Origin of the sequence: Bradyrhizobium sp. Leaf396 (assembly GCF_001424605.1) — a bacterium.
Taxonomy (GTDB): Bacteria; Pseudomonadota; Alphaproteobacteria; order Rhizobiales; family Xanthobacteraceae; genus Bradyrhizobium; species Bradyrhizobium japonicum_C.
The window spans coordinates 1-18,820 of the sequence record NZ_LMQJ01000013.1; the positions used below are offsets into that span (position 1 = coordinate 1).

An 18,820-nucleotide genomic window follows, 5' to 3' on the forward strand; every position below is an offset into this window, starting at 1 on the left:
TAACCGGACAAGGCTCCATTCCGCACTCGGATATATCCCCCCGATCGAGATGGAGCTAAAAGCCGCTTAACCCGTCCACTTTATCGGGGGAAGATCACGGATCAGTCGGACTTGGTCTCCAACTGAGAAGGGGCAGTCGTTGCGCTCGCTGACAATGAAAAAGCCCGCAGCGATCTCGGCGCTAACATCTAATGCGTCATGATCCCCATCGCCGGCGCGGAGCTTAAGGTATGTCCTAGTGCTACCGTCGTCGAGCCGAACGCGAAAGCCATTATAGTCGATAGGTTCCACCACCGCGCCGGTAATCGCCGTGAACCTCCGACGTCCAATAAGATGAAGCCTCGTTCTGCCGATTGTCTTTCCAACGACATTCGGGTCGAACTCTATCGGCGGCAGATCGTTGCGAGTTAACAGCACACGACCCTCGGGATCGAAGTCAGATTTATCCACTTTGTCGGCTGCCGTTATCAGGATTCGCGCCACGTCCCGGTCAAAGGCTGCGATCGGCGCGATGTTGGACAGCGCAATGCCTGCCAACGCCTGATAGCTTACAAATCCGGTAAAGCGTTGCTGTTTGTAGTCGAATGCAAAAGCGACCCATTCGCGATGCTCAACGTCATCGCGTCGAAAAAGACGAGGTATTGCTCCTCTCTTTCGTACACCTTCGCCGCCGCCATTCTGCGGTATGAAAATGATGCCAGCCGAGTTCAAGGCTGCTTCGATCGCATCGATTGTTCGCACCTGCTGATTGCGTTGATCGCGCTCAAAGTCGGCAATCGTCTTTTTCGACACTTTCGCGGCTGTCTCTAGTTCTTCTTGAGACCAACCGAGGAGGGCTCGCGCCGCCCGGCATTGCGAAGGAGTAATCATTATTGCTCCAAAAAGGTAACTTATGACTATATAATATTACTCTAAAAGAGTGATTGCAAGAGGCGGGCACTAACGTTTTTGCGGTCCTTTGGACCCTTGCGTGAACTGATCGGCTTTGAACAAGACTTTGGTTCTAGTCGGTACAACCAATGATTGCCGGGCGCCTCTTGGGCTTCTAGTTTCGTCGCGAAGGGGGCACCGGGCGGCGGACCAATGTATCGGGTCCGATCAAGAACATCGTCCCCATCGAGGGGACTATGTGGGCCGACGCAGACGCCAAAGTTGACTACTTGAACTTTTCTGAGGTTGCTGAACTCGCCGCCGAGATGGTGGGAACAGAGCGCTTGCTTCCTCTCTCCCTCGGAATTTTTGGCACTTGGGGGACGGGAAAATCCACTGTGCTCAACCTCATGAGGGGAGAGCTATCCCAGCACAAGCACAAATTCCTCTTCGTAGAGTTTGATGCCTGGTTACACCAAGACTACGACGACGCTCGAGCCGCGCTCATGTCAGTGATCGCAAAAGCGTTGCTCGATGAAGCTCCTGAGGGCTTACGTGAAAAGGCATTGAGCCTACTCAAGCGGACCAACAAACTCCGAGTTCTCGGGTACGCTGCTGAAGGTGCAGCCGCTTTTTGGGGTGTCCCGACCTTCGGTTTGATCCGGAAGGGAGTCGAGGGACTCGGAGACATTCTGTCCGGTGATGCCAACGAAGATGACGTCAAAGCTATCGAAGAAGGCGCTAAAGACGCAAAGACCAAGTCAGAAGGCTTGATCGCTCCGGAGCCCAAGAAAAGTCCACCCGAAGAGATCGTAGCCTTTAGGCAGGAATTCAGCGAGGTCCTGTCGGGTCTCGGCAAGACCCTAGTCGTCTTGATCGACAATATCGATCGCTGCACGCCTCCGAATACCATTCACACGCTAGAGGCCATACGTCTCTTCCTTTTCTTGCCGCGCACCGCCTTCGTTATCGCGGCAGATGAGGACATGGTCCGTCATGCCGTTGCCACGCATTTCAGGAACCCCTCGCTTCGTCTGGTTGAGGACTACCTCGATAAGTTGATCCAGGTGCCGATCAGGGTCCCGAAGCTCGGCGTCCAAGACGTGAGAGCCTACATGCTGCTGCTGTTCGCTGAGGCTTCCGGAGCGAATGGGGACAGTCTGGAGCAGCTCCGAGCTTTTCTCGTTGATCAGCTGCGACAAGCCTGGAAGCCAGATGCCAAGTTTGGTGTCGATGAAGTGCTCTCCATCCTCAAGCCGGACGATCCAAGGACGCTCCGCTCGACGCTCGATCTCGCCGACCGAATGGCTCCTCTTCTCGCGTATTCCGCTAACGTCAACGGCAATCCTCGTATTATTAAACGGATGCTGAACGTTGTTCGCATGCGGGCGTCCGTTGCTCGGAAGCGAAAGATGGAGCTCGATGAATCCGTCATCGCTAAGTTGGCACTCTTTGAGCGATGCACCGATGCAAAGGCTGTTGACGCTTTGCACACCGCAATCAACGCCTCCGCAGGAAAACCTCACTTTCTTGCCACTCTTGAATCCGGGGGCACCGATGGCGATCAGGCGATCGAAGGATGCCCTCCGGAAATCTTGAAGCACGTTGACTTTGTCCGTGATTGGGCCGCGCTTGAGCCGAAGCTGAGCGAAGTAGATTTGAGGCCTGCTGTTTATCTGGCACGCGAAACTGTCCCGCTCCGGGCTACAGCAACGAAATTGTCAGAGGCCGCGATAAAAGCGGTCGATGTGTTGCGACAAGTTCGAACTGAAGCATCTCCGACCGCGAAAGCTGCCATCGAGTCGATCACGACGGAACAGCCGGCCGTTATGGAAGAGCTAATCAGGCGAATGAGGTTGAATCCGGAGTGGTCGCGCTCCCGGGACGACTTCCGCGGCGCTGTGCTGCTGGCGAGAGCGAACGAGGATGCGGGCAAGATGCTCGCGTCGTTTGTGAATTCGCTTGGCGAGAAGGCACCACGATGGATGACGATGATGATGAGCGGCAAAGCGAAAGAGGTGTGACGTGGGGACCTCTTCGTCTAGTGCGGGAGCTGGCGGGAAGTCACCACTCATTCCAGCCGGTACGGATGCCACGCCTGGCGCGCCAATACCAACGCCAGCGACTAATCGGTTTCAGCCCTTTCGGATCGCGTTTGGCCACCATGCCAGAGGAATCGGAAAAGGCTCGTTTCTAAAATCTGCACTAGGCCGCTACGCTAGGACAGCAACTGGCGGCGCTCGGGTTGGTCCGAGACGCTTCGGTCCAGCTTACTCGTCCGGCGGTAGTCTGTTTGCGCTCCTCGGTGAGATGCAGGGCGGGGGAACTGGCTCCGTCTCAGTTGGAGTGGACCTCTCCGGCCTTGTCGGACGTTCTTTAACGATCGCAGTTCAGGAAATTGCACGGGCTCTGGCGCCGGCGGGGATCGATGCAGACCGGGTTGCGGTTGCGATCAATGAGGCGATGACCGAAGTTCTAGTGGACGAAGAGATCTTCGACCCGAGTACCTTATCCGCGGATCAAATCGTAGAAGTCATTGTCGATTACCTCGCACGAATTCTCTTTCACCAAGTGACGGAAGATGCCGGGTCGGCTTGGAATAGGTCTCCATCCGAAGCTCGGACCATTGAAGCAGAGAATGAACTCTTCGATCTGATCAAAATCGCAATGGATCGGCAATTGGGTCCAAAACTGGCAAACGGCGTCGGAAGGATCTCGAAGCTAGACGTCGAGCCCGCGCAGCTCAATGCTATGCAGGAAGTCTGGCGAGAATGGGAGACTTTCGAATGACGAAGGTGATCTGCCATGCCGACGCAGCGGGTCTACCGGTTACTCGCAAAGCTTCAGACGTTCACGTCATCCTGTACGGGAAAGGAGCTATGCCGCCCAAGGTCGCTCGTATCGGCTCCATGTTGCTCGATCCGGTTAGTCGACTGAAACTCGGTATCAGGAGCGACGCGTTTGACTTCCTGACCATCGGGCTCGCGGTAACCGCCGCTGACACGTTCGTACTCCGAAGCGATGCCGATGATAGATGGTGCCGACGCCTAGAGCTGACGGTTCCCCTGATCGATCCCAGGCCATGGAACGCCGTACGCTCAATGCTCGAGAGTGCTCTCAATTTCTTGAGCGGAGACCACTGGACGCTACGGTTCAAACGCGGTGGCCCTCGTCCGCCCAGCAAGGCTGTTCGAGATCGTCGAAGGATCTTTATCGACCTTTCGAAAGCAGAATGCGCCTGCCTCTTTTCTGGCGGCCTCGACAGCTACGTTGGAGTTCTCGACCTGCTCTCCGAAGGCCGTCGCCCAATTCTTGTTAGCCATGCCTATAGGGGTGACCGGAAATACCAAGCCAACGTCGCAACCTTCCTCCCGACTTTGTGTCCTCGGTTCGCGGCGAACGCGCATCCGACTTGGACCGGTGCAACCGAGATCAGCATGCGTAGCAGAAGCCTCAATTTTCTGACCTTTGGAGTGTTGACAGCTACGGCCATTGCAGAATTTAGAGGACTCTCGCGTGTAGACCTCATTGTTCCTGAAAATGGACACATCGCACTAAATCCCCCTCTGACACCACGTCGCATTGGGTCGCATAGTACGAGAACTACCCACCCGTTCTTCCTGAATGCGATCCAGCACATTTTGGAAGGGGTCGGTCTTCCCGTCGTCATCAGCAATCCGCTGCGGCATCAGACGAAGGGAGAAATAATGGCACGGCATGCAACAACGACGGCTGACTTCGAGCTGGCCGCCGCCGGCACGGTCTCGTGCGGAAAATGGAAGCGGAAGAACAAGCAGTGTGGTCACTGCGTACCGTGCCTAATCCGTCGGGCTGCCTTTCACGCCGCCGCTATCGCTGATGACACGGAATATCGCGAGCCAAATCTCTTAAAGATCGCAAACGATCCGCAGATTCGTGACGACCTTATCTCTGTCTTGACGGCAGTCTCTCGTTCGCGCACCTTCCGGATAGAACCTTGGGTAATGCAAGCAGGACCACTGCCTGAAGACGAGCAAGAACGTTCCGCGTGCGTCGACGTATTCAAGCGTGGTATCAGCGAGCTTGGCAACTTTCTGCGGGCGAGTGGCTTCCCTTGATCGATTTTCATTGTCACCTCGACCTCTATCCTGACCCAGTCGCGGTCACTCGGGAGGCCTCGCTGTGCCGCGCATACGTCTTATCCGTCACGACAACTCCAAAAGCCTGGCGAAACACGTTGCGTCTGGCTAAGGGAGCTTCCCGAATTCGTACAGCGCTCGGACTCCATCCGCAGGTCGCTCACGAACGGCATCGCGAGTTGGCGCTTTTCGAGGCCCTTTTGCCGGAAACGGATTACGTCGGCGAAGTAGGTCTAGACGGAAGTGCTGAATTCAAAATGCATTCTGCCGTGCAGAAGCGTGTTTTTGAAAGCGTGCTCTCTATGTCAGCCCGGGCTGGCGGAAGAGTGCTATCGCTCCACAGCCGAGCAGCAGTCGAGCCTCTTCTTGAGAGCCTTGCACGGAAGCCCGATGCTGGGATCCCTGTCCTTCATTGGTTTACCGGTTCCGCCTCTCAGATGCGGCGCGCGGCAGATCAGGGGTGCTGGTTTTCTGTCGGATTGCCTATGACCCGTTCTGAACGTGGACGAGCCATATTGGCGGCCCTGCCGCGTGACCGCGTTCTTACCGAGAGCGACGGTCCTTTTGTGCAAATTGGCAGCCGCCCTTTTACACCTTCAGATATCCCCCTAGTTGTCTCAGGTCTTGCCGGAATTTGGGACATGACTACCGAAGAGGTTCAGGACGGGCTGGCGTCCAACCTCAGGGAGATTGGGAAGATCGCGGCGAAAGGCGGGTCGCGCGAGCTGGCCCTCGGCAGCTAGGCATATTGGTAAACGGCCCTTTTGTAGCTTCGATTGGTTAGCTGAGAGATTCGGCATCGAATTAGCTGTTTTGCGGCATATTTGCGCCGCATGCTCATCCTAGGTTGTAGTCAGCGCGCTCTTGGGAACGTGAGAAACGCGACACACTTATGTGTCTTTTGACGCGTTTATGAGTCCCACTACAGGATTCGAAACGTGACACTCTTATGTGTCCTTTGACACTCTTATGAGTCCCAGCACAACAGCAGATGCGCCGCCCCTTACGGGTCCAGCTCCGTATCCCAGTAGAGATAGGTATCCGTCCGGTGAAGCTTTCAATTACCCACATTTCCGGCCGCTCCGATTTCGGCGCCGAGTTCGATATCAGTGAGTCTGGAGAGTCCGCGCCAGATGACAACATTTCCGGGTGNGCTTTCAATTACCCACATTTCCGGCCGCTCCGATTTCGGCGCCGAGTTCGATATCAGTGAGTCTGGAGAGTCCGCGCCAGATGACAACATTTCCGGGTGGCGGATCGGCGGCCCTGGCCAGGTAGCCACCCAATCGTGCAAGTTTGGTCAAGTAGAATGCAAGGGTTCCAGGGCGACATCGTCGATGGCTGGCGCCGCTGATGAGTCGATCGAGCAACGCGATCTCGGTGTCCGTCAACGCGAGTTTCGGTGACGCGTCTGGGGCGATGCGATTGAGCATGGTGAGCCAGAGGACGCGCCAGCTAAGAATGCAGAAGACCGCCATTAGATTGGCAAGTCGCTCCGCCGTCCGGAGTTTTGAGTCTTCCGCCTTGCAACCCGATTTCAGGATCTTATGGAACACCTCGATTTTCCATCGCATGGCGTACCAGTTGATCTTCTCGATTGCTTCGGAGCGACTGCGGACGGCTAGGTCCGTGATGAGCTTCCATTCAATTGGTTTACGGCCCTTTGGCGTACCGCGCTCGGTGGCATGGATTATCGTCAGGTCGAGGGCTGGATAACGTTTCTGCTTCCCGATGGGAGGCAAGACTGCGATCCGCTTGAACTTGATTTCCAGCGCGGCCTTCGTCGTCTCACCCTTGTCGTTGCGCACGTCTATGTAATGCAAGCCTTTGACGCTGGTCTCTTCCATCTCGGTTGCAATCGTATGACCGCCGTCGCCTGCCAGCCGATCGACGCAGGCGCGGACAAGGAAGTGAGCGCCAAGCTCTTGCGTCAGGCAATACAATTCGTAGATGTCGCTTTCGCGGTCGCCAATATGAATGCAACGCGCCGGCTGTCCGAGCCGCTCGATCGATTGCCTGAGATTGTCGAGCCAGCGAACGCTTTCCTTCTTCTCGATGGGAACGCGGGTCGGGTTGATCTTCTTCTTGAGCTGCGCGGTGTCTTTGAACTTTTTCCGTGTCCAGAACTTCACCGCCGCCAATCCCAGCGGTAGGCCCTCGACAGTTACGGCGAGACTGGAATGCATCAGCATTCCGCAGACCGTGTGATGACGCCAACGGCCATCCTTGTCCCGGCCGCTATTGACGCTCTTGGTCAGGCCGATGGCGCTCGTATTCGCACGTTGGTAGGAGAATTCCGTCGTGTCCTGAATGAGGAGAATTGGGCCCGTACAATCGTCGTAGCGCGTGCGTGTGGCGGCGAAGTGGCCGCTGAGGATGTCAGCTTCCTCCACGCGTTCGTTGGCGAAGAAGCGGTAGGCCGCCTTCGTGCTCGCCCAGTCCTGGCATGCGAGCGGTATGCTTCCGCCCATGCCGTCACCAATTTGCTTCAACAGCTCCCCAAATCGCTGACCCAGACGGGCATCTTTGAAAGCTGCTTTGTCGATCTCCCGCTCCGTCCAATGTTCGACGGCGCTTTCAGCACCATCATCCGGGCTGGCCGACCAACGACACGTCGTTCCGCTTGAACGCATCAAGGCACCTCGCCGCCGCGATTCAGGTGCTCGACAATGAATCACAAGCGATTCATCCGATTCAAGATTTTTCGATCGGGGCTATCGCAATAGAATCAAGCATTTGTGGGTAATTGAAAGCCGGTGAAGGCCGCCTTGCCNCAGGTGCTCGACAATGAATCACAAGCGATTCATCCGATTCAAGATTTTTCGATCGGGGCTATCGCAATAGAATCAAGCATTTGTGGGTAATTGAAAGCTTCACCGGAGGGTTACGGCCTACGCACCGGTCGCTTGCGCGTGAAGGCGCGCACGGTCTGGGCCTTCGCCGCCGCGGCCTGCGCGGCAAGCTCATCCTCGCTCGCGGTGGTGACGAGTTCTTCGAGCTCCAATTCCAACTCTCGATCAGCCGCACCGTGCGCTCGGAGCGCTGCCCGTACAGTTCGTGTTTGAGCTTCTCGATCCGCAGCTCGAGATGCGCGATCAGCGCCTCGTTGTCCGACAGCTCCGCCCGCGCGTTGGCGGCATCTGCGACGGCCACATCGCGTTCAGCCTGCAACGCCTCACGCTCGGCCAGCAGCGCCATGTAGGCACTCGCGAGGTCCGAAGGAAGAGCGCCCGGCTTCGATGTCATGAAGCCATTGAATCAGATCAGGCTGCAGATTCAATCGTAAAAAGGCTATCCAACTCGCGTTGGACGCCGTGTTTCTTGAGGGTTGCGCCAGTCGATTCCAGATAAGAGATAACTCAACTGCGCCGGAGAGATCGTCACTGCTTCGCCCGCAACCGAAGGCCAGATGAATCTTCCTCTCTCAAGTCTTTTTGTAAACAGGCATGCCCCCTGACCATCATGCCAAATCACCTTCAAAAGATCGCCGCGTTTTCCCCTGAAGCAGAAAAGACCACCGCCCATGGGGTTGTGCTTGAGCACTTCCTGTACGCGGAGAGCCAGGCTCGGAAAGCCGCACCGCATGTCCGTGTGGCCCGTGGCAATCCAGACCCTGACGCCGCTTGGAATCGGGATCATCGCCGCCTCAGAAGCTCAAGGACGCGCTGCAGCGCTTCACCGTCGACGTCCCGGTCAACCCGAACGCGACAGCCTCCGCCAAGTTCGATCTCGATGATTCCAGTCCTCGCACGCTGCGCAGGCGGCGAAGACGCCGGTTGCGGCGCGCTGATCGATATCGGAGCCGGCGCCGGAGTGATTTCGACAGGAACGAGAACTGACACCGCGTCACCGCCCAGGCGGCCCTGTCGCGCCTGCCGACGCCAGGTGAACAGCAGGCTCGGAGCCACCCCATGCCGGCGCGCGATCCCGCAGACCGTCTCACAAGCTTGCAAGGTCTCCTCAACAAGTCGGACCTTCTCGTCGTAACGCCATCGGCGCCGGCGCTCGGCGCCCAATACCTTCACCTGCATAGCGGCATGACCTTAAGGCTAGACTTAAGGTCACATCCTCAGAAAGACGCCCAAACTTCACAAGACGGCCGCCGCCGGAGGGATACTCTCATCATGGCCTGGCTGCAACAGCAGTCCACTCGCGAGAGGCCGGATACATTTATGCAACTGGAATCGTCGTCGGCGATGTCGCGAACCCTTGCACGGACGGGGCGGACCATACATTCTTTCCCAAGAGGTTCTTCAAGGCCGCGTTGTCCAGCATGGCGTCGGCCAGCAGCCGTTTCAGCCGCGTGTTCTCGTCCTCCAGCGTCTTCAGCCGCTTGGCCTCCGAGACCTCCATCCCAGCGAACTTGGCTTTCCATTTGTAGATGCTGGCGTCGCTAACGCCATGCTTGCGGCACAGATCGGCGACCGACACGCCGGCCTCATGCTCCTTCAAAATCCCGATGATCTGTTCTTCCGAAAAGCGGCTGCGCTTCATGCTCTGGTCCTTGTCGTGGGCCAGAGCGAACTTCAAACTGGATTAAGTCCGTGGGGCAAGGTCACGTGCGCAAGCGATCCTGAGTGGTTTTCTGCTCCAATCCAATCTTGTCGTCCGCGAGCCGCTCTGAGGCGAAACAGCCAAGATCATCACGGCTTCGAAGCCGAAAGGGGACGATGCGCTCGGCTGCGACTAAAACCAGGAGCGAAGCCCCACAACGAACTTCGTTGAGCCGCTGTCCTTGCCCGAAGCCTTTGCGTACTCAGCCGTATTCCCTAGTTTCTGATCGTACGAAATGCCAATATAGGGAGCAAATTCCCGGCGGAATTCATATCGCAGGCGCAGTCCCAACTCGGAGTTGGAGAGGCCGGCTCCAACTCCAATGTCCTGCGAATTCTGAGCAGCGAAATTCAGTTCGGCGCGGGGTTGCAGGACCAACTGCTGAGTTAAGAGCAGATCGTAAGAGCCTTCGAGCCGGCCGAGCAGTTCTCCTCTGTTCGAAACAAAGAGAGCTCCGTCGAACTCGAACCAATAGGGAAACAGTTGCTGCACGCCGAACGTGAGATAGGCCCGCGTCGGATCCGGCTTGAAGTCGTAGCGAATACCTGCCTGGAGGTCTGTATAGGGAGCCACGGCTCGCGAATAGAGCAACTGGACTTCAGCGCTGTCGAGACCCTCGCGACGGCTCCCATCGCCCTGGCTCTTGACAACGAACCGGTTGATGTCGCCGCCGAGCCAAGCCTGCCCGTCCCAGCGGTAGCCGCCCGGCTGGCCCAATTGGAATTCAGCTATATTGAAAAATACCTTCGAATAGATCCCTCCGCCTTGCTCTTGGCGAAGTTCGCGGCGCGCCTCGGCCATCTGCGCTGGATCGTAATAATAGTCGGCAGCGTGATATGCCGGAGGCGGAGGAGGCGGTGAGTATGGAATGGGGGCCGCGGCGGGAGCGGTTTTTCCTCCTGCCGGCTTCATTCCTGGCATTTGCATGCCCGGCATCGACATATCCTGAGCGGATTGCGAAGCCGGCGACTTCTTTGCAGCTGCCGGTGCCCTTCGATCCCCAGGCTTTTTCTGCGGCTTAGCCGCATTCGGCTGGCTCGCCGGCATGTTCATGCCAGGCATATTCCCACTCATTTGAGCTGCCGCCGGAACGCTGCAAGTCCCGATGCCGGCTGCCGCTAGGATCAGCACAGACCTGTTCATGCGTTGTCACCTGAGAGTGGCCGCACACTGAACACCTGAAACATGCCGGCGTGCATGTGGTAGAGCATGTGACAATGAAAGGCCCAGTCTCCGGGTTCGGCAGTGATGTCGAAGCTCACCTTTCCACCGGGCAAGACGTTGACCGTATGCTTACGTGGTTTGTGGCTTTCGGGAGCTCCATTCACCACCTCGAAAAAATGGCCATGCAGGTGGATGGGATGGAGCATCATGGAGTCGTTGATCAGCGTCACACGCACACGCTCGCGTTTTCTGAACGTGTAGGGCTTTGTGGTTTCGCTGAATTTCTCTCCATCAAAGCCCCACATGAACCTTTCCATGTTGCCCGTGAGATGAATGTCAAGGGCACGGGTGGGGGTGCGAGCGTCGGGATTGCGCTCCAAGGCGATCAAATCTCTGTATGTCAGCACTCGATGCCCTACGCTTTCAAGCCCCATCCCCGGATCGCCTGTTCGATCCTGCGGCATGGGCGCGATCGTCTGGACACCCGGTCCCATCTTTACGCCCGGAGCATTTTTTGGATCACGCATGTCCATTTCCGGTCCGCTCATCACGTCAGAACCGCGCGGCTTGGGAGGAGCCATTCCGGGCGGCGTGGATGATGACATCGAACTCATGCCCGGCTTGCCGGACATCCCGGGCATTCCTTGCATGCCGGCTGACTGCTGCATCCCTTTTCGAGCTCGACCGGAAATCTGGGCGCCACCAGGCATGCTCGACATACCCGACATTCCGTTGTTGGATGCTGCCGATGGCTTCATGTCGCTCATCTTCATGGCGGACATGTCCATGCCCATGTCTTTCATCGTCGCCAGCGGCCGCTCGCGGAGTGGCGGCACCGGCGCCGTCATTCCCATCCGTGGAGCGAGCGTAGCTCGCCCCATGCCGGAACGGTCGACGGCTTCGGACACGATCGTATAGGCTTTATCTTCCCGAGGCTGAACGATGACATCATAGGTTTCGGCGTTGCCGATTTGGAATTCATCCACCTGGACCGGCCGCACCATCTGTCCGTCCGCGGCAACGACAGTCATATGCAGACCGGGTATCCGCACGTTGAACACCATCTGCGCGCCCGCGTTGATGAATCTTAAGCGGATGCGCTCGCCTGGCTTGAACAGACCCGTCCAGTTATCTTCCGGTCCATGCCCGTTGATCAGGAATGTATATACCGCACCTGTGACATCGGAAATATCGGTCGGGTCCATCAGCATCTTGGCCCACTGCAGCCTCTCGGCCAGTGTTTGGTCGCGGCCGGCGAGCAGACTGGCGACAGTTTGCCGTTGATAGTTAAACACGCCGCCTTCCTGCTTCAATCGTTGGATGATCAGCTCCGGAGACAGGAAACTGAAGTCCGAGAGCATCACCACATACTCCCGATCATAGCGAACAGGATCAGCGCCTTTTGGATCGATGATAATGGGCCCGTACAGCCCGACCTGCTCCTGAAAGCCAGAGTGGCTGTGGTACCAATACGTTCCGTTTTGAATGACAGGAAACTCGTAGACGAACGTGCTGCGCGCAGGGATCCCCGGAAATGTCACGCCGGGCACGCCGTCCATGCGAAACGGGACCAGCATGCCGTGCCAATGTATGGAGGCGGTCTCGTCCATACGGTTCGTGACAGCTATCCGTACCCTTTGTCCCTCTTTCAGGTGCAGTATCGGACCTGGAACCGTGCCGTTGATTGTTATCGCCGAGCCTGCCTTTCCATCGACCGGCCAAACCGCTCTGTCGAGCGTCAGCTCAATGTTACTCCCGGAAACTTCCGAAAGCCGGCTTGGTGGATGTAAAGGGCTGCTTTGCGCCCAGCTCGGGAGTGCTGACGAGGCCAAGCCAGCAGCACCGGACAGGGAGGCGAGACGGAGCAATTGGCGGCGGCTGAGCTCGTTCAATGTCCAATCTCCTACACGGTTCGGCGCCGAAGTTCGGCAGAGGCGATCGAGAGTACCCGCACGGGGAGCTGCAGTCTCAATAACATGCAGCAAGAAGCGTAAGAGCGGCGCCTCGGCAAAGATATTCTGTCTGAATGTGACCGCCTGGCCACACTAACTGGCGGCTTTTGGCATTCAAGGAACCGCGGAACCTTCGGAGTTGTGCTCGCAAGCCCTTCCGGTCCACTCTTGGCGCTATTGCTAGATACTTGATATTTTGATGGCGACGATGGGCCCCATAACTGTGCGCAGACGATGCCCTGGACGGTGATCTTCTTCGGCATCCTCGTCATTCCCTAGGGGGCCATCAGATCAGCATCAGTTCGTCATCATCCACCCTATCGTGATCGGTCTTGGAGCAGGTCTGCACTCGTTGCGGCGCTTGCAGGCTCATGATCATCCCGCTCAGACTGGAAGAAGTCGCCGCGATGCCAGTTCTTGTACTGACCCGCTGCCGCGGAAAGCCCCTCATTCGCACGTTCTTTCGAGGTGATGCAGTCGATGGGGGGCAGACGATCAATCGGATGGGCTCTCGAGCTGGAGCGCGTTCTGGACTGATTCAACACGAGGCATCTCTTTGCCCCGAAATCCCGCTTCCTGCATGCCGCATCGGCGTGTTTCTGATGTTCATATGGCTCGCCTTCGGGATGAGGAATGCGATGGCCAACAATGACCAGCACTGACGCTCTCAGTTGCAATTGTCGCGACCGCTGACGTGACGCGGATGCTGCAGCTAGTGGTCGTCATCTTCGGCGTGTGGCTCATTGCAAGCGTCGTGGGCGTCGAGCGGCAACGGTAGCGGCGTTCCTGGAGCAGCGTGGTCTCAGGTCTCGGATTGACCATTCTCAGTCCGCCGCTTGGCAAGCGAACCCGTGAACATTACCCTGGCTGGGATCGCTCCGTCACCAAGGACTACCCGAAAGGCGATTGAAATCTCTGCGCCTGATGTCCAAGGCAGCGGTTGTGCCTCGGGCAGAGCGAAGATGTCTTTCTGTAAGAAGCGCGTCAATCCGACCCTCGCGCTTATTGCTCGCGAAAGGCGCGAGTAAGCTGATCGCTGATAGGTTTTGCGAAATACGAAAGGGCTGTCCTGGAAGCCGTTTGGACGAAGGCTTCAACGGGCATTCCGGGCACGAGCTTCTCGTGTTTCAGTCGGTCCAAATCTTCTGGCGACGGTGTGATTTGAACCTTGAAGTACGACTTGCCGCTCTTCTCATCATTGATTTCATCGGCGCCCACCAGCGTCACAGTGCCCCCGACTTCGGGCGTCGTGCGCTGATTAAAGGCCGTGAAGCGGAGGATCGCTGGCTGTCGCAGTCTGATCTCGTCAATGTCCTTTGGCGCAATTCTCGCCTCGACTACAAGAACATCGGCTTGAGGCACGATGAGCATCAGCTGCTCGCCTGGGCTGATAACTCCTCCGATCGTGTGCACCGAGAGCTGATGAACAATGCCGCTTTGCGGCGATCGAATGTCTATTCGATTTAGCTGATCCTGAGCTGCAACGCGTTTCTCAACGAGTTCTCCGATCTTGCCTTCCGTTTCACGAAGCTCCTTTGCAACCTCACTTCTAAGATCTTGGTCGACTTGGATGATCTGCAACTGGATTTCGGAAACCTTTCCCTTGGCTTCCGCGGTCGAAGCCATCAGCTGGCCGTGCTCTCCCTTGATGCGTGCTGCGTCACGTTCCAGCGCGGTCATGCGCTGGATCGGAATGAGGCTTTTGGCCCAGAGCTCGCGCACGCCGACGAGCTCCCGGTTGATCAGCTCGACCTCTTGCTTTTTGCCGGCAATTTGCTCGTTCAAGCCCTGGATCTGCTCTGTGATTTGTCCGATCTTCTCGCGAAGCTGGGCTTTTTGTCCCGCGCGCGAGGCTTGCCGCAGCTCGAACAATCTTCGCTCGCCAGCGAGCACCTTGGCGGCTCTGGCCTCATCCGAAAAGTCACGCAAGGAGGACGGTTGCTCGACTGTGTCGGCAGCATCGCGTTCGGCAATTAGCCTCGCCTGCCGCACGTAAAGTTCAATCAGGCTATTTTCGACCGCGGCCAGATTTGCGCGCGTTACGGTTTCGTCAAGCCGGATCAGGACGTCTCCCGCGCTTACGACGTCTCCTTCATGAGCACGTAGCTCTCCGACGACGCCGCCCGTCGGATGCTGGACTTTCTTGACACTGGAGCGGACGACCAAGGATCCTGATGCGACGACCGCGCCGGCGAGCTCGGCGGTTGTAGCCCAGCCACCAAAGCCGCCCAGCAGCAGCGCAGCTCCCACCAAGCTCAATAGCAAGTGGCGACGAACCGACCGATGGAGGTCTGCGGAGCCGGTCATCATGTGCCCACTCGAGTGATCCGCAACGATGCACCCGATTGCGGGGTAAGGGCTCGCGTGCCTTGGGGCAGATGCTCAGCTTTGTCAGAAGGATCTGCCTGTCTCAAAGCCTTCAGCACCTCGTCTCTTGCGCCGAACGCCCGCATTTGGCCGGCTCCGAGAACAAGGATGAGATCCACGACCGCGAGGACGGTTTGTCGATGGGCCATAATGACGAACGCGATCCCTTTTTCGCGCCCGCGCCGGATTGCCTCCAGCAGCGCAGCCTCGCCGTCCGCGTCCAAACTGGAATTTGGTTCATCCAACACGACCAGAAAAGGATCGCCGAAAAGCGCGCGCGCCAGTGCGATGCGCTGGCGTTGGCCGGCCGACAATGACGTCCCACGCGGTCCGATCTCGGTATCGTATCCATCAGGCAGAGAGCATATCAAGTCGTGGACGCCGGCAGCCGCAGCAGCCGAGATCACCGACCCTGAGGGCGCATCAGGCAAAAAGCGTGAGATATTCTGGGCAACGCTGCCTTCGAACAGCTCAACGTCCTGAGGCAGGTAACCTATGTGACGGCCGAGCTGCTCGGGCAACCATTGATCCAGCGGTGCGCCATCGAGCCTGATCCTGCCCCTTATTGCCTCCCAAACTCCCACAAGCGCGCGCGCGAGTGACGACTTGCCCGCGCCCGATGGTCCCACGACCGCCAAGACCTGTCCGGCAGAGAGGGAGAAATTAACGTCGCGTAGCAACAAGCGCTCCCCCCCGGGAGCCGCCAAGCTGACCGATTCGACACTGATCTGGCGAGATGGCGGGGGCAGCATGACGGTCGGATGTTTCTGAGGCGAGCGCAGCAGGAAGGCACGCAAGCGGCTCCAGCTTTGGCGTGCCGCAACAAAGCCCTTCCAATTGGCGATCGCAAGCTCAACCGGCGCGAGTGCGCGGGCCAACAGGATGGAGCTCGCAATCATGATGCCGCCGGTTGCTTCGCCTTGGACCACCAGCCAGGCCCCTGTAGCCAGTACGCCCGACTGGAGGCCTAAACGGATGACCTTGGTGATGGCTCCTAATCCGCCGGCCACGTCGGCCACGCGCGCGTAATTGCCGCCGTGAGCATCGCGCCGTTGCTCCCAAAGATCGGCCATGCGCGGCACCATACCAAGGGCTCGGAGCACTTCAGCATTTCTTAGCGTGGCTCCCGCCAAGTCCATGGCTGCTGCTGCAGCGCTCGCCGAACGCTGTGTTGGTCGCCGTGACAACAGCTCGGTCGCCAGTGTCAAGGCAAGGAGCAAGATAGCGCCAATCGAGGCGACCATCCCGATCCAGAAGTGGAAGGCGAAGCATAGCAGGACATAGACTGGCACCCACGGGAGATCAAACAGAGTGGCCGGTCCGGGGCTCGACAAGAAGGATCGAATCTGATCGAGATCCCGCAAGGGCTGAAGCCCTTCGCCCCGCGAAGCCCGTCTCAAAGGCGCCTGCACCACCGCTTCATAGACCTTTCGGCGAAGAGCCAGGTCCACAACCGCGGCCAGTCGGACAAGAAGCCGAGAACGCATCAAGTCGAAAAATCCCTGAAATATATAGAGCCCCGCAACAATAGCGCTCAAGCCAATCAAGGTGGGAATGCTACGGCTCGGCAAGACTCGATCATAGACTTCGAGCATATAGAGCGAGCCGGTCAGGTAAAGGACGCTAACAAGCGCGCTTAGAAAGGCGATCCCGACAAGCGCAGGCCCGAGCTGTGGCCGGCTTGTCTCCTTGTCGTCGCTGCGCCCTGAGGCCAAAGAAGAATCCTGCGCACTCATCTGTCTCTCAAAAAAACCCTCGTGATGCAGAGCCATGATGGCTCGCACCACGAGAGACGTGAGGGGAGGAGAACAGCCTCACGCCATGGGCCAATCGGGATGCCCGTTCTGAAACAGCATTCGGCTTCCCTCGGTGCTGATTTGGGAATCGGGCACGAAGGCCCCGCCTTCCACGGCGTTGAACATGAAGTCATCCTGAGCCATCTGGCTCTTGGCGAGCCCCTCCAGGAATATCGACCCATCGCCCCAAGCAACCAGCACGCCTGTATGGGCATCCCCGTGGTTCGAAGCGGAATCCGCCACGGTGACTTCGTTCGGCATGATGTCAGTGAATGCGATGTGATCGAACGCCCCGGGACCTGGATCGAAGCCCCCGATGACCACATCGTTGCCGCTGCCGTGCGCGACAATGAACGCGTCAGCGCCGGCACCGCCATTGTAGATGTCGTTGCCCATGCCCCCATCGAGCATGTCGTGCCCTGCACCTCCGCTCAGGTAATCGTTGCCTGCCCCGCCCATCAAGCTGTCGCCCATGGCGCCGCCGTAAAGCTTGTCATTCCCATCACCGCCACGCAGGTCGTCTTGTCCAGGTCCTCCGACAAGGGAATCATTGCCGGCTCCGCCGTCGAGGTGATTGTCGCCGGCTCCGCCGGAAAGATAATCGTTGCCGGCCAAGCCAAAGTAGAAGTCGTTCTTGGCGGTGCCTAGAAGCGTGTCATTTTGAGCATCGCTTCCGAATTTTACATTGTTGTCATCGAAAGCGCTGTTGAATGATGGACTGGTTGTAGCACCTGTCGGACCGGGGCCAGCTTCATTACCACCCGTCGTTCCCAGATGTTCAGCAGTGACACGATGTGCGTTTTCGTCAACCGGATTGAGCAGGTGACGCTCGTCGGTAAACATGAAGTCATCTTGGGCCAGGTCATTTTTGTAGACGCCTTCGAGCAGAACAGAGCCGTCTCCTTTGCTGGTATCCCAACTGATCAGCACGCCCCCCTTGGTGTCTTCGAAACGCAGTTGCTCGGGTTCGAGATTCATGACTGCGATATGATCGAACATTCCAGGGCCAGCGCGAAAATCCTTTATGATATCATTGCCGCTGTCTGGCGAAATGACGAAAGCATCGGCACCCAAGCCGCCCGTCAGGATGTCGTTGCCCGGCCCCCCTTCCAAATCGCCGTGACCGGGCCCTTCGTTCAGGATATCGTTGCCCGGACCGCCCATCAGCATGTCAGCTTGGTCCCCACCCATCAATCGGTCGTTGCCTGCGCCGCCGACGAGGTGATCGGCGCCCATGCCTCCCGTGAGGAAATCGTTGCCGGCTCCCCCGATCAGGTCGTCGTCCTTCGAAGAGCCCGACAATTGATCGTTGCCACCCCGCCCAAACGCGACGTTCATATCACTGCTCGAACCGGAGTAACGGTTGGAACCGCCATCCCCGATATAGAGCTGATAGTCATCGATGCTCCGATTCAGCGCATCGTCATCGCCGCGGTGCTCGTGTTTATGGTCCACTCTGCTCATGCCGGTACTCCAATTGACGCCCCTGGAGCTTGCGGCGCACCGCCGCATCCTCTGCTCCGAGCCTGCAAACGGCGGTTATCTTCAAACGTTCCAAACGGCGGACGGCATGGGTAGAGACTTTGTTGGGAGAGTAGAGCAATTCCGAAGCCCCTAACCTGCTCCCCTCTCCTGGTGGCTGGTCGACCGGGCTGCCGAGCCGCCTGGAGCAGAAAGAGCGGCGAACAGGGACGGGATAGGGTAACCCCGGAGTTACCGAGAGGATTGCCGCTGGCTGCGCAGCCGTCGAGCGCCGCGATTGGCTTTCCAGTAACGGGCGCCTTCGCGCGCAGTTCACCAGGCAATGACGGCCCGGAATTCTTCCCCCAAAGGCTAATGAGCGCCAGCGTCCTGATTGTCGCTGCGTCCGGCCTTGCTCGATGCGGCCACCGCTGGGTGACCGTAGCTGGGAGGTCGTCTGGCCTGTAACTGGCGTGGCTCGCTTGGTCAGGAACCAGGGCCATATAGGATCGTTCACGCGGGTGTCGAAATCTAAACA

At 57.9% G+C, this 18,820-nt stretch carries 13 protein-coding genes and 2 pseudogenes; 4 read left to right on the forward strand and 11 right to left on the reverse strand.

From position 1 onward, the window contains the following. Positions 1-66: 66 nt before the first annotated feature. Positions 67-870, reverse strand: coding sequence for a helix-turn-helix domain-containing protein (locus tag ASG57_RS36710; protein ID WP_082528959.1), 804 nt, complete (start codon positions 868-870; stop codon positions 67-69). 257 nt (positions 871-1,127) lie between these two features. On the opposite strand from ASG57_RS36710, the gene ASG57_RS15070 reads away from it, so the two are divergent. From ASG57_RS15070 to qatD, 4 genes are read left to right on the forward strand one after another with little or no spacing between them, the layout of a single operon-like run. Then, positions 1,128-2,894 carry a KAP family P-loop NTPase fold protein gene (locus ASG57_RS15070; RefSeq protein ID WP_057196683.1) on the forward strand — a complete coding sequence of 589 codons (1,767 nt, stop codon included), beginning with the start codon at positions 1,128-1,130 and terminating at the stop codon, positions 2,892-2,894. 1 nt (position 2,895) lies between these two features. Next, entirely contained in the window at positions 2,896-3,660 is a 765-nt protein-coding gene (locus tag ASG57_RS39975) for a Qat anti-phage system associated protein QatB (protein WP_082528960.1), read from the forward strand. Beyond that, the gene (gene qatC / locus ASG57_RS15080) at positions 3,657-4,967 is read left to right on the forward strand and encodes a Qat anti-phage system QueC-like protein QatC (protein WP_057196685.1); all 1,311 of its coding nucleotides are present in this window, start codon (positions 3,657-3,659) and stop codon (positions 4,965-4,967) included. The genes ASG57_RS39975 and qatC overlap by 4 nt, the downstream gene beginning before the upstream one ends. Then, complete coding sequence (gene qatD, locus ASG57_RS36720) at positions 4,964-5,731, forward strand: Qat anti-phage system TatD family nuclease QatD (protein ID WP_082528961.1); 768 nt, start codon at positions 4,964-4,966, stop codon at positions 5,729-5,731. The genes qatC and qatD overlap by 4 nt, the downstream gene beginning before the upstream one ends. Before the next feature lie 414 nt (positions 5,732-6,145). Here the strand turns inward: qatD and ASG57_RS15085 are convergent, their stop codons facing one another. The 10 genes and pseudogenes from ASG57_RS15085 to ASG57_RS15120 all read right to left on the reverse strand — a co-directional run bounded on the left by ASG57_RS15085 (position 6,146) and on the right by ASG57_RS15120 (position 18,285). Continuing rightward, entirely contained in the window at positions 6,146-7,621 is a 1,476-nt protein-coding gene (locus tag ASG57_RS15085) for an IS4 family transposase (RefSeq protein WP_082528962.1), read from the reverse strand. A gap of 254 nt (positions 7,622-7,875) precedes the next feature. After that, a pseudogene (locus ASG57_RS36725) lies at positions 7,876-8,234 on the reverse strand (IS66 family transposase); the annotation flags it as partial. A gap of 45 nt (positions 8,235-8,279) precedes the next feature. Then, complete coding sequence (gene tnpB / locus ASG57_RS36730) at positions 8,280-8,627, reverse strand: IS66 family insertion sequence element accessory protein TnpB (protein ID WP_082528963.1); 348 nt, start codon at positions 8,625-8,627, stop codon at positions 8,280-8,282. Further along, positions 8,624-9,019, reverse strand: coding sequence for an IS66-like element accessory protein TnpA (tnpA, locus tag ASG57_RS39980; protein ID WP_057196686.1), 396 nt, complete (start codon positions 9,017-9,019; stop codon positions 8,624-8,626). Before tnpA ends, tnpB begins: the two co-directional genes overlap by 4 nt. Before the next feature lie 199 nt (positions 9,020-9,218). Further along, positions 9,219-9,482, reverse strand: a pseudogene (locus ASG57_RS15095) (transposase); the annotation flags it as partial. A gap of 192 nt (positions 9,483-9,674) precedes the next feature. Then, entirely contained in the window at positions 9,675-10,595 is a 921-nt protein-coding gene (locus ASG57_RS15100; RefSeq protein ID WP_200948560.1) for a copper resistance protein B, read from the reverse strand. An 86-nt stretch (positions 10,596-10,681) separates the two neighbouring features. Further along, positions 10,682-12,598: a copper resistance system multicopper oxidase gene (locus tag ASG57_RS15105; protein ID WP_057196688.1), complete on the reverse strand. Its 1,917-nt coding sequence runs from the start codon at positions 12,596-12,598 to the stop codon at positions 10,682-10,684. Positions 12,599-13,660: 1,062 nt separating this feature from the next. After that, on the reverse strand, positions 13,661-14,968 hold the full coding sequence (locus ASG57_RS15110; RefSeq protein WP_502686905.1) for an HlyD family type I secretion periplasmic adaptor subunit: 1,308 nt from the start codon (positions 14,966-14,968) through the stop codon (positions 13,661-13,663). Continuing rightward, entirely contained in the window at positions 14,965-16,797 is a 1,833-nt protein-coding gene (locus tag ASG57_RS15115; protein ID WP_063817232.1) for a type I secretion system permease/ATPase, read from the reverse strand. Before ASG57_RS15115 ends, ASG57_RS15110 begins: the two co-directional genes overlap by 4 nt. 42 nt (positions 16,798-16,839) lie before the next feature. Continuing rightward, positions 16,840-18,285 (reverse strand): calcium-binding protein, encoded by a 1,446-nt coding sequence (locus tag ASG57_RS15120; RefSeq protein ID WP_057196689.1) that lies wholly within the window; start codon positions 18,283-18,285, stop codon positions 16,840-16,842. Positions 18,286-18,820 lie beyond the last annotated feature (535 nt).

Excerpts from the sequence above, each read along its gene's own strand:
- ASG57_RS36710 (WP_082528959.1), bottom strand. The coding sequence starts at position 870 with ATGATTACTCCTTCGCAATGCCGGGCGGCGCGAGCCCTCCTCGGTTGG.
- ASG57_RS15070 (WP_057196683.1), top strand. The coding sequence starts at position 1,128 with ATGTGGGCCGACGCAGACGCCAAAGTTGACTACTTGAACTTTTCTGAG.
- ASG57_RS15120 (WP_057196689.1), bottom strand. The coding sequence starts at position 18,285 with ATGAGCAGAGTGGACCATAAACACGAGCACCGCGGCGATGACGATGCG.
- tnpB (WP_082528963.1), bottom strand. The coding sequence starts at position 8,627 with ATGATCCCGATTCCAAGCGGCGTCAGGGTCTGGATTGCCACGGGCCAC.
- ASG57_RS15110 (WP_502686905.1), bottom strand. The coding sequence starts at position 14,968 with ATGATGACCGGCTCCGCAGACCTCCATCGGTCGGTTCGTCGCCACTTG.
- ASG57_RS15100 (WP_200948560.1), bottom strand. The coding sequence starts at position 10,595 with ATGAACATGCCGGCGAGCCAGCCGAATGCGGCTAAGCCGCAGAAAAAG.
- tnpA (WP_057196686.1), bottom strand. The coding sequence starts at position 9,019 with ATGCAGGTGAAGGTATTGGGCGCCGAGCGCCGGCGCCGATGGCGTTAC.
- ASG57_RS15085 (WP_082528962.1), bottom strand. The coding sequence starts at position 7,621 with ATGCGTTCAAGCGGAACGACGTGTCGTTGGTCGGCCAGCCCGGATGAT.
- qatC (WP_057196685.1), top strand. The coding sequence starts at position 3,657 with ATGACGAAGGTGATCTGCCATGCCGACGCAGCGGGTCTACCGGTTACT.
- ASG57_RS15115 (WP_063817232.1), bottom strand. The coding sequence starts at position 16,797 with ATGGCTCTGCATCACGAGGGTTTTTTTGAGAGACAGATGAGTGCGCAG.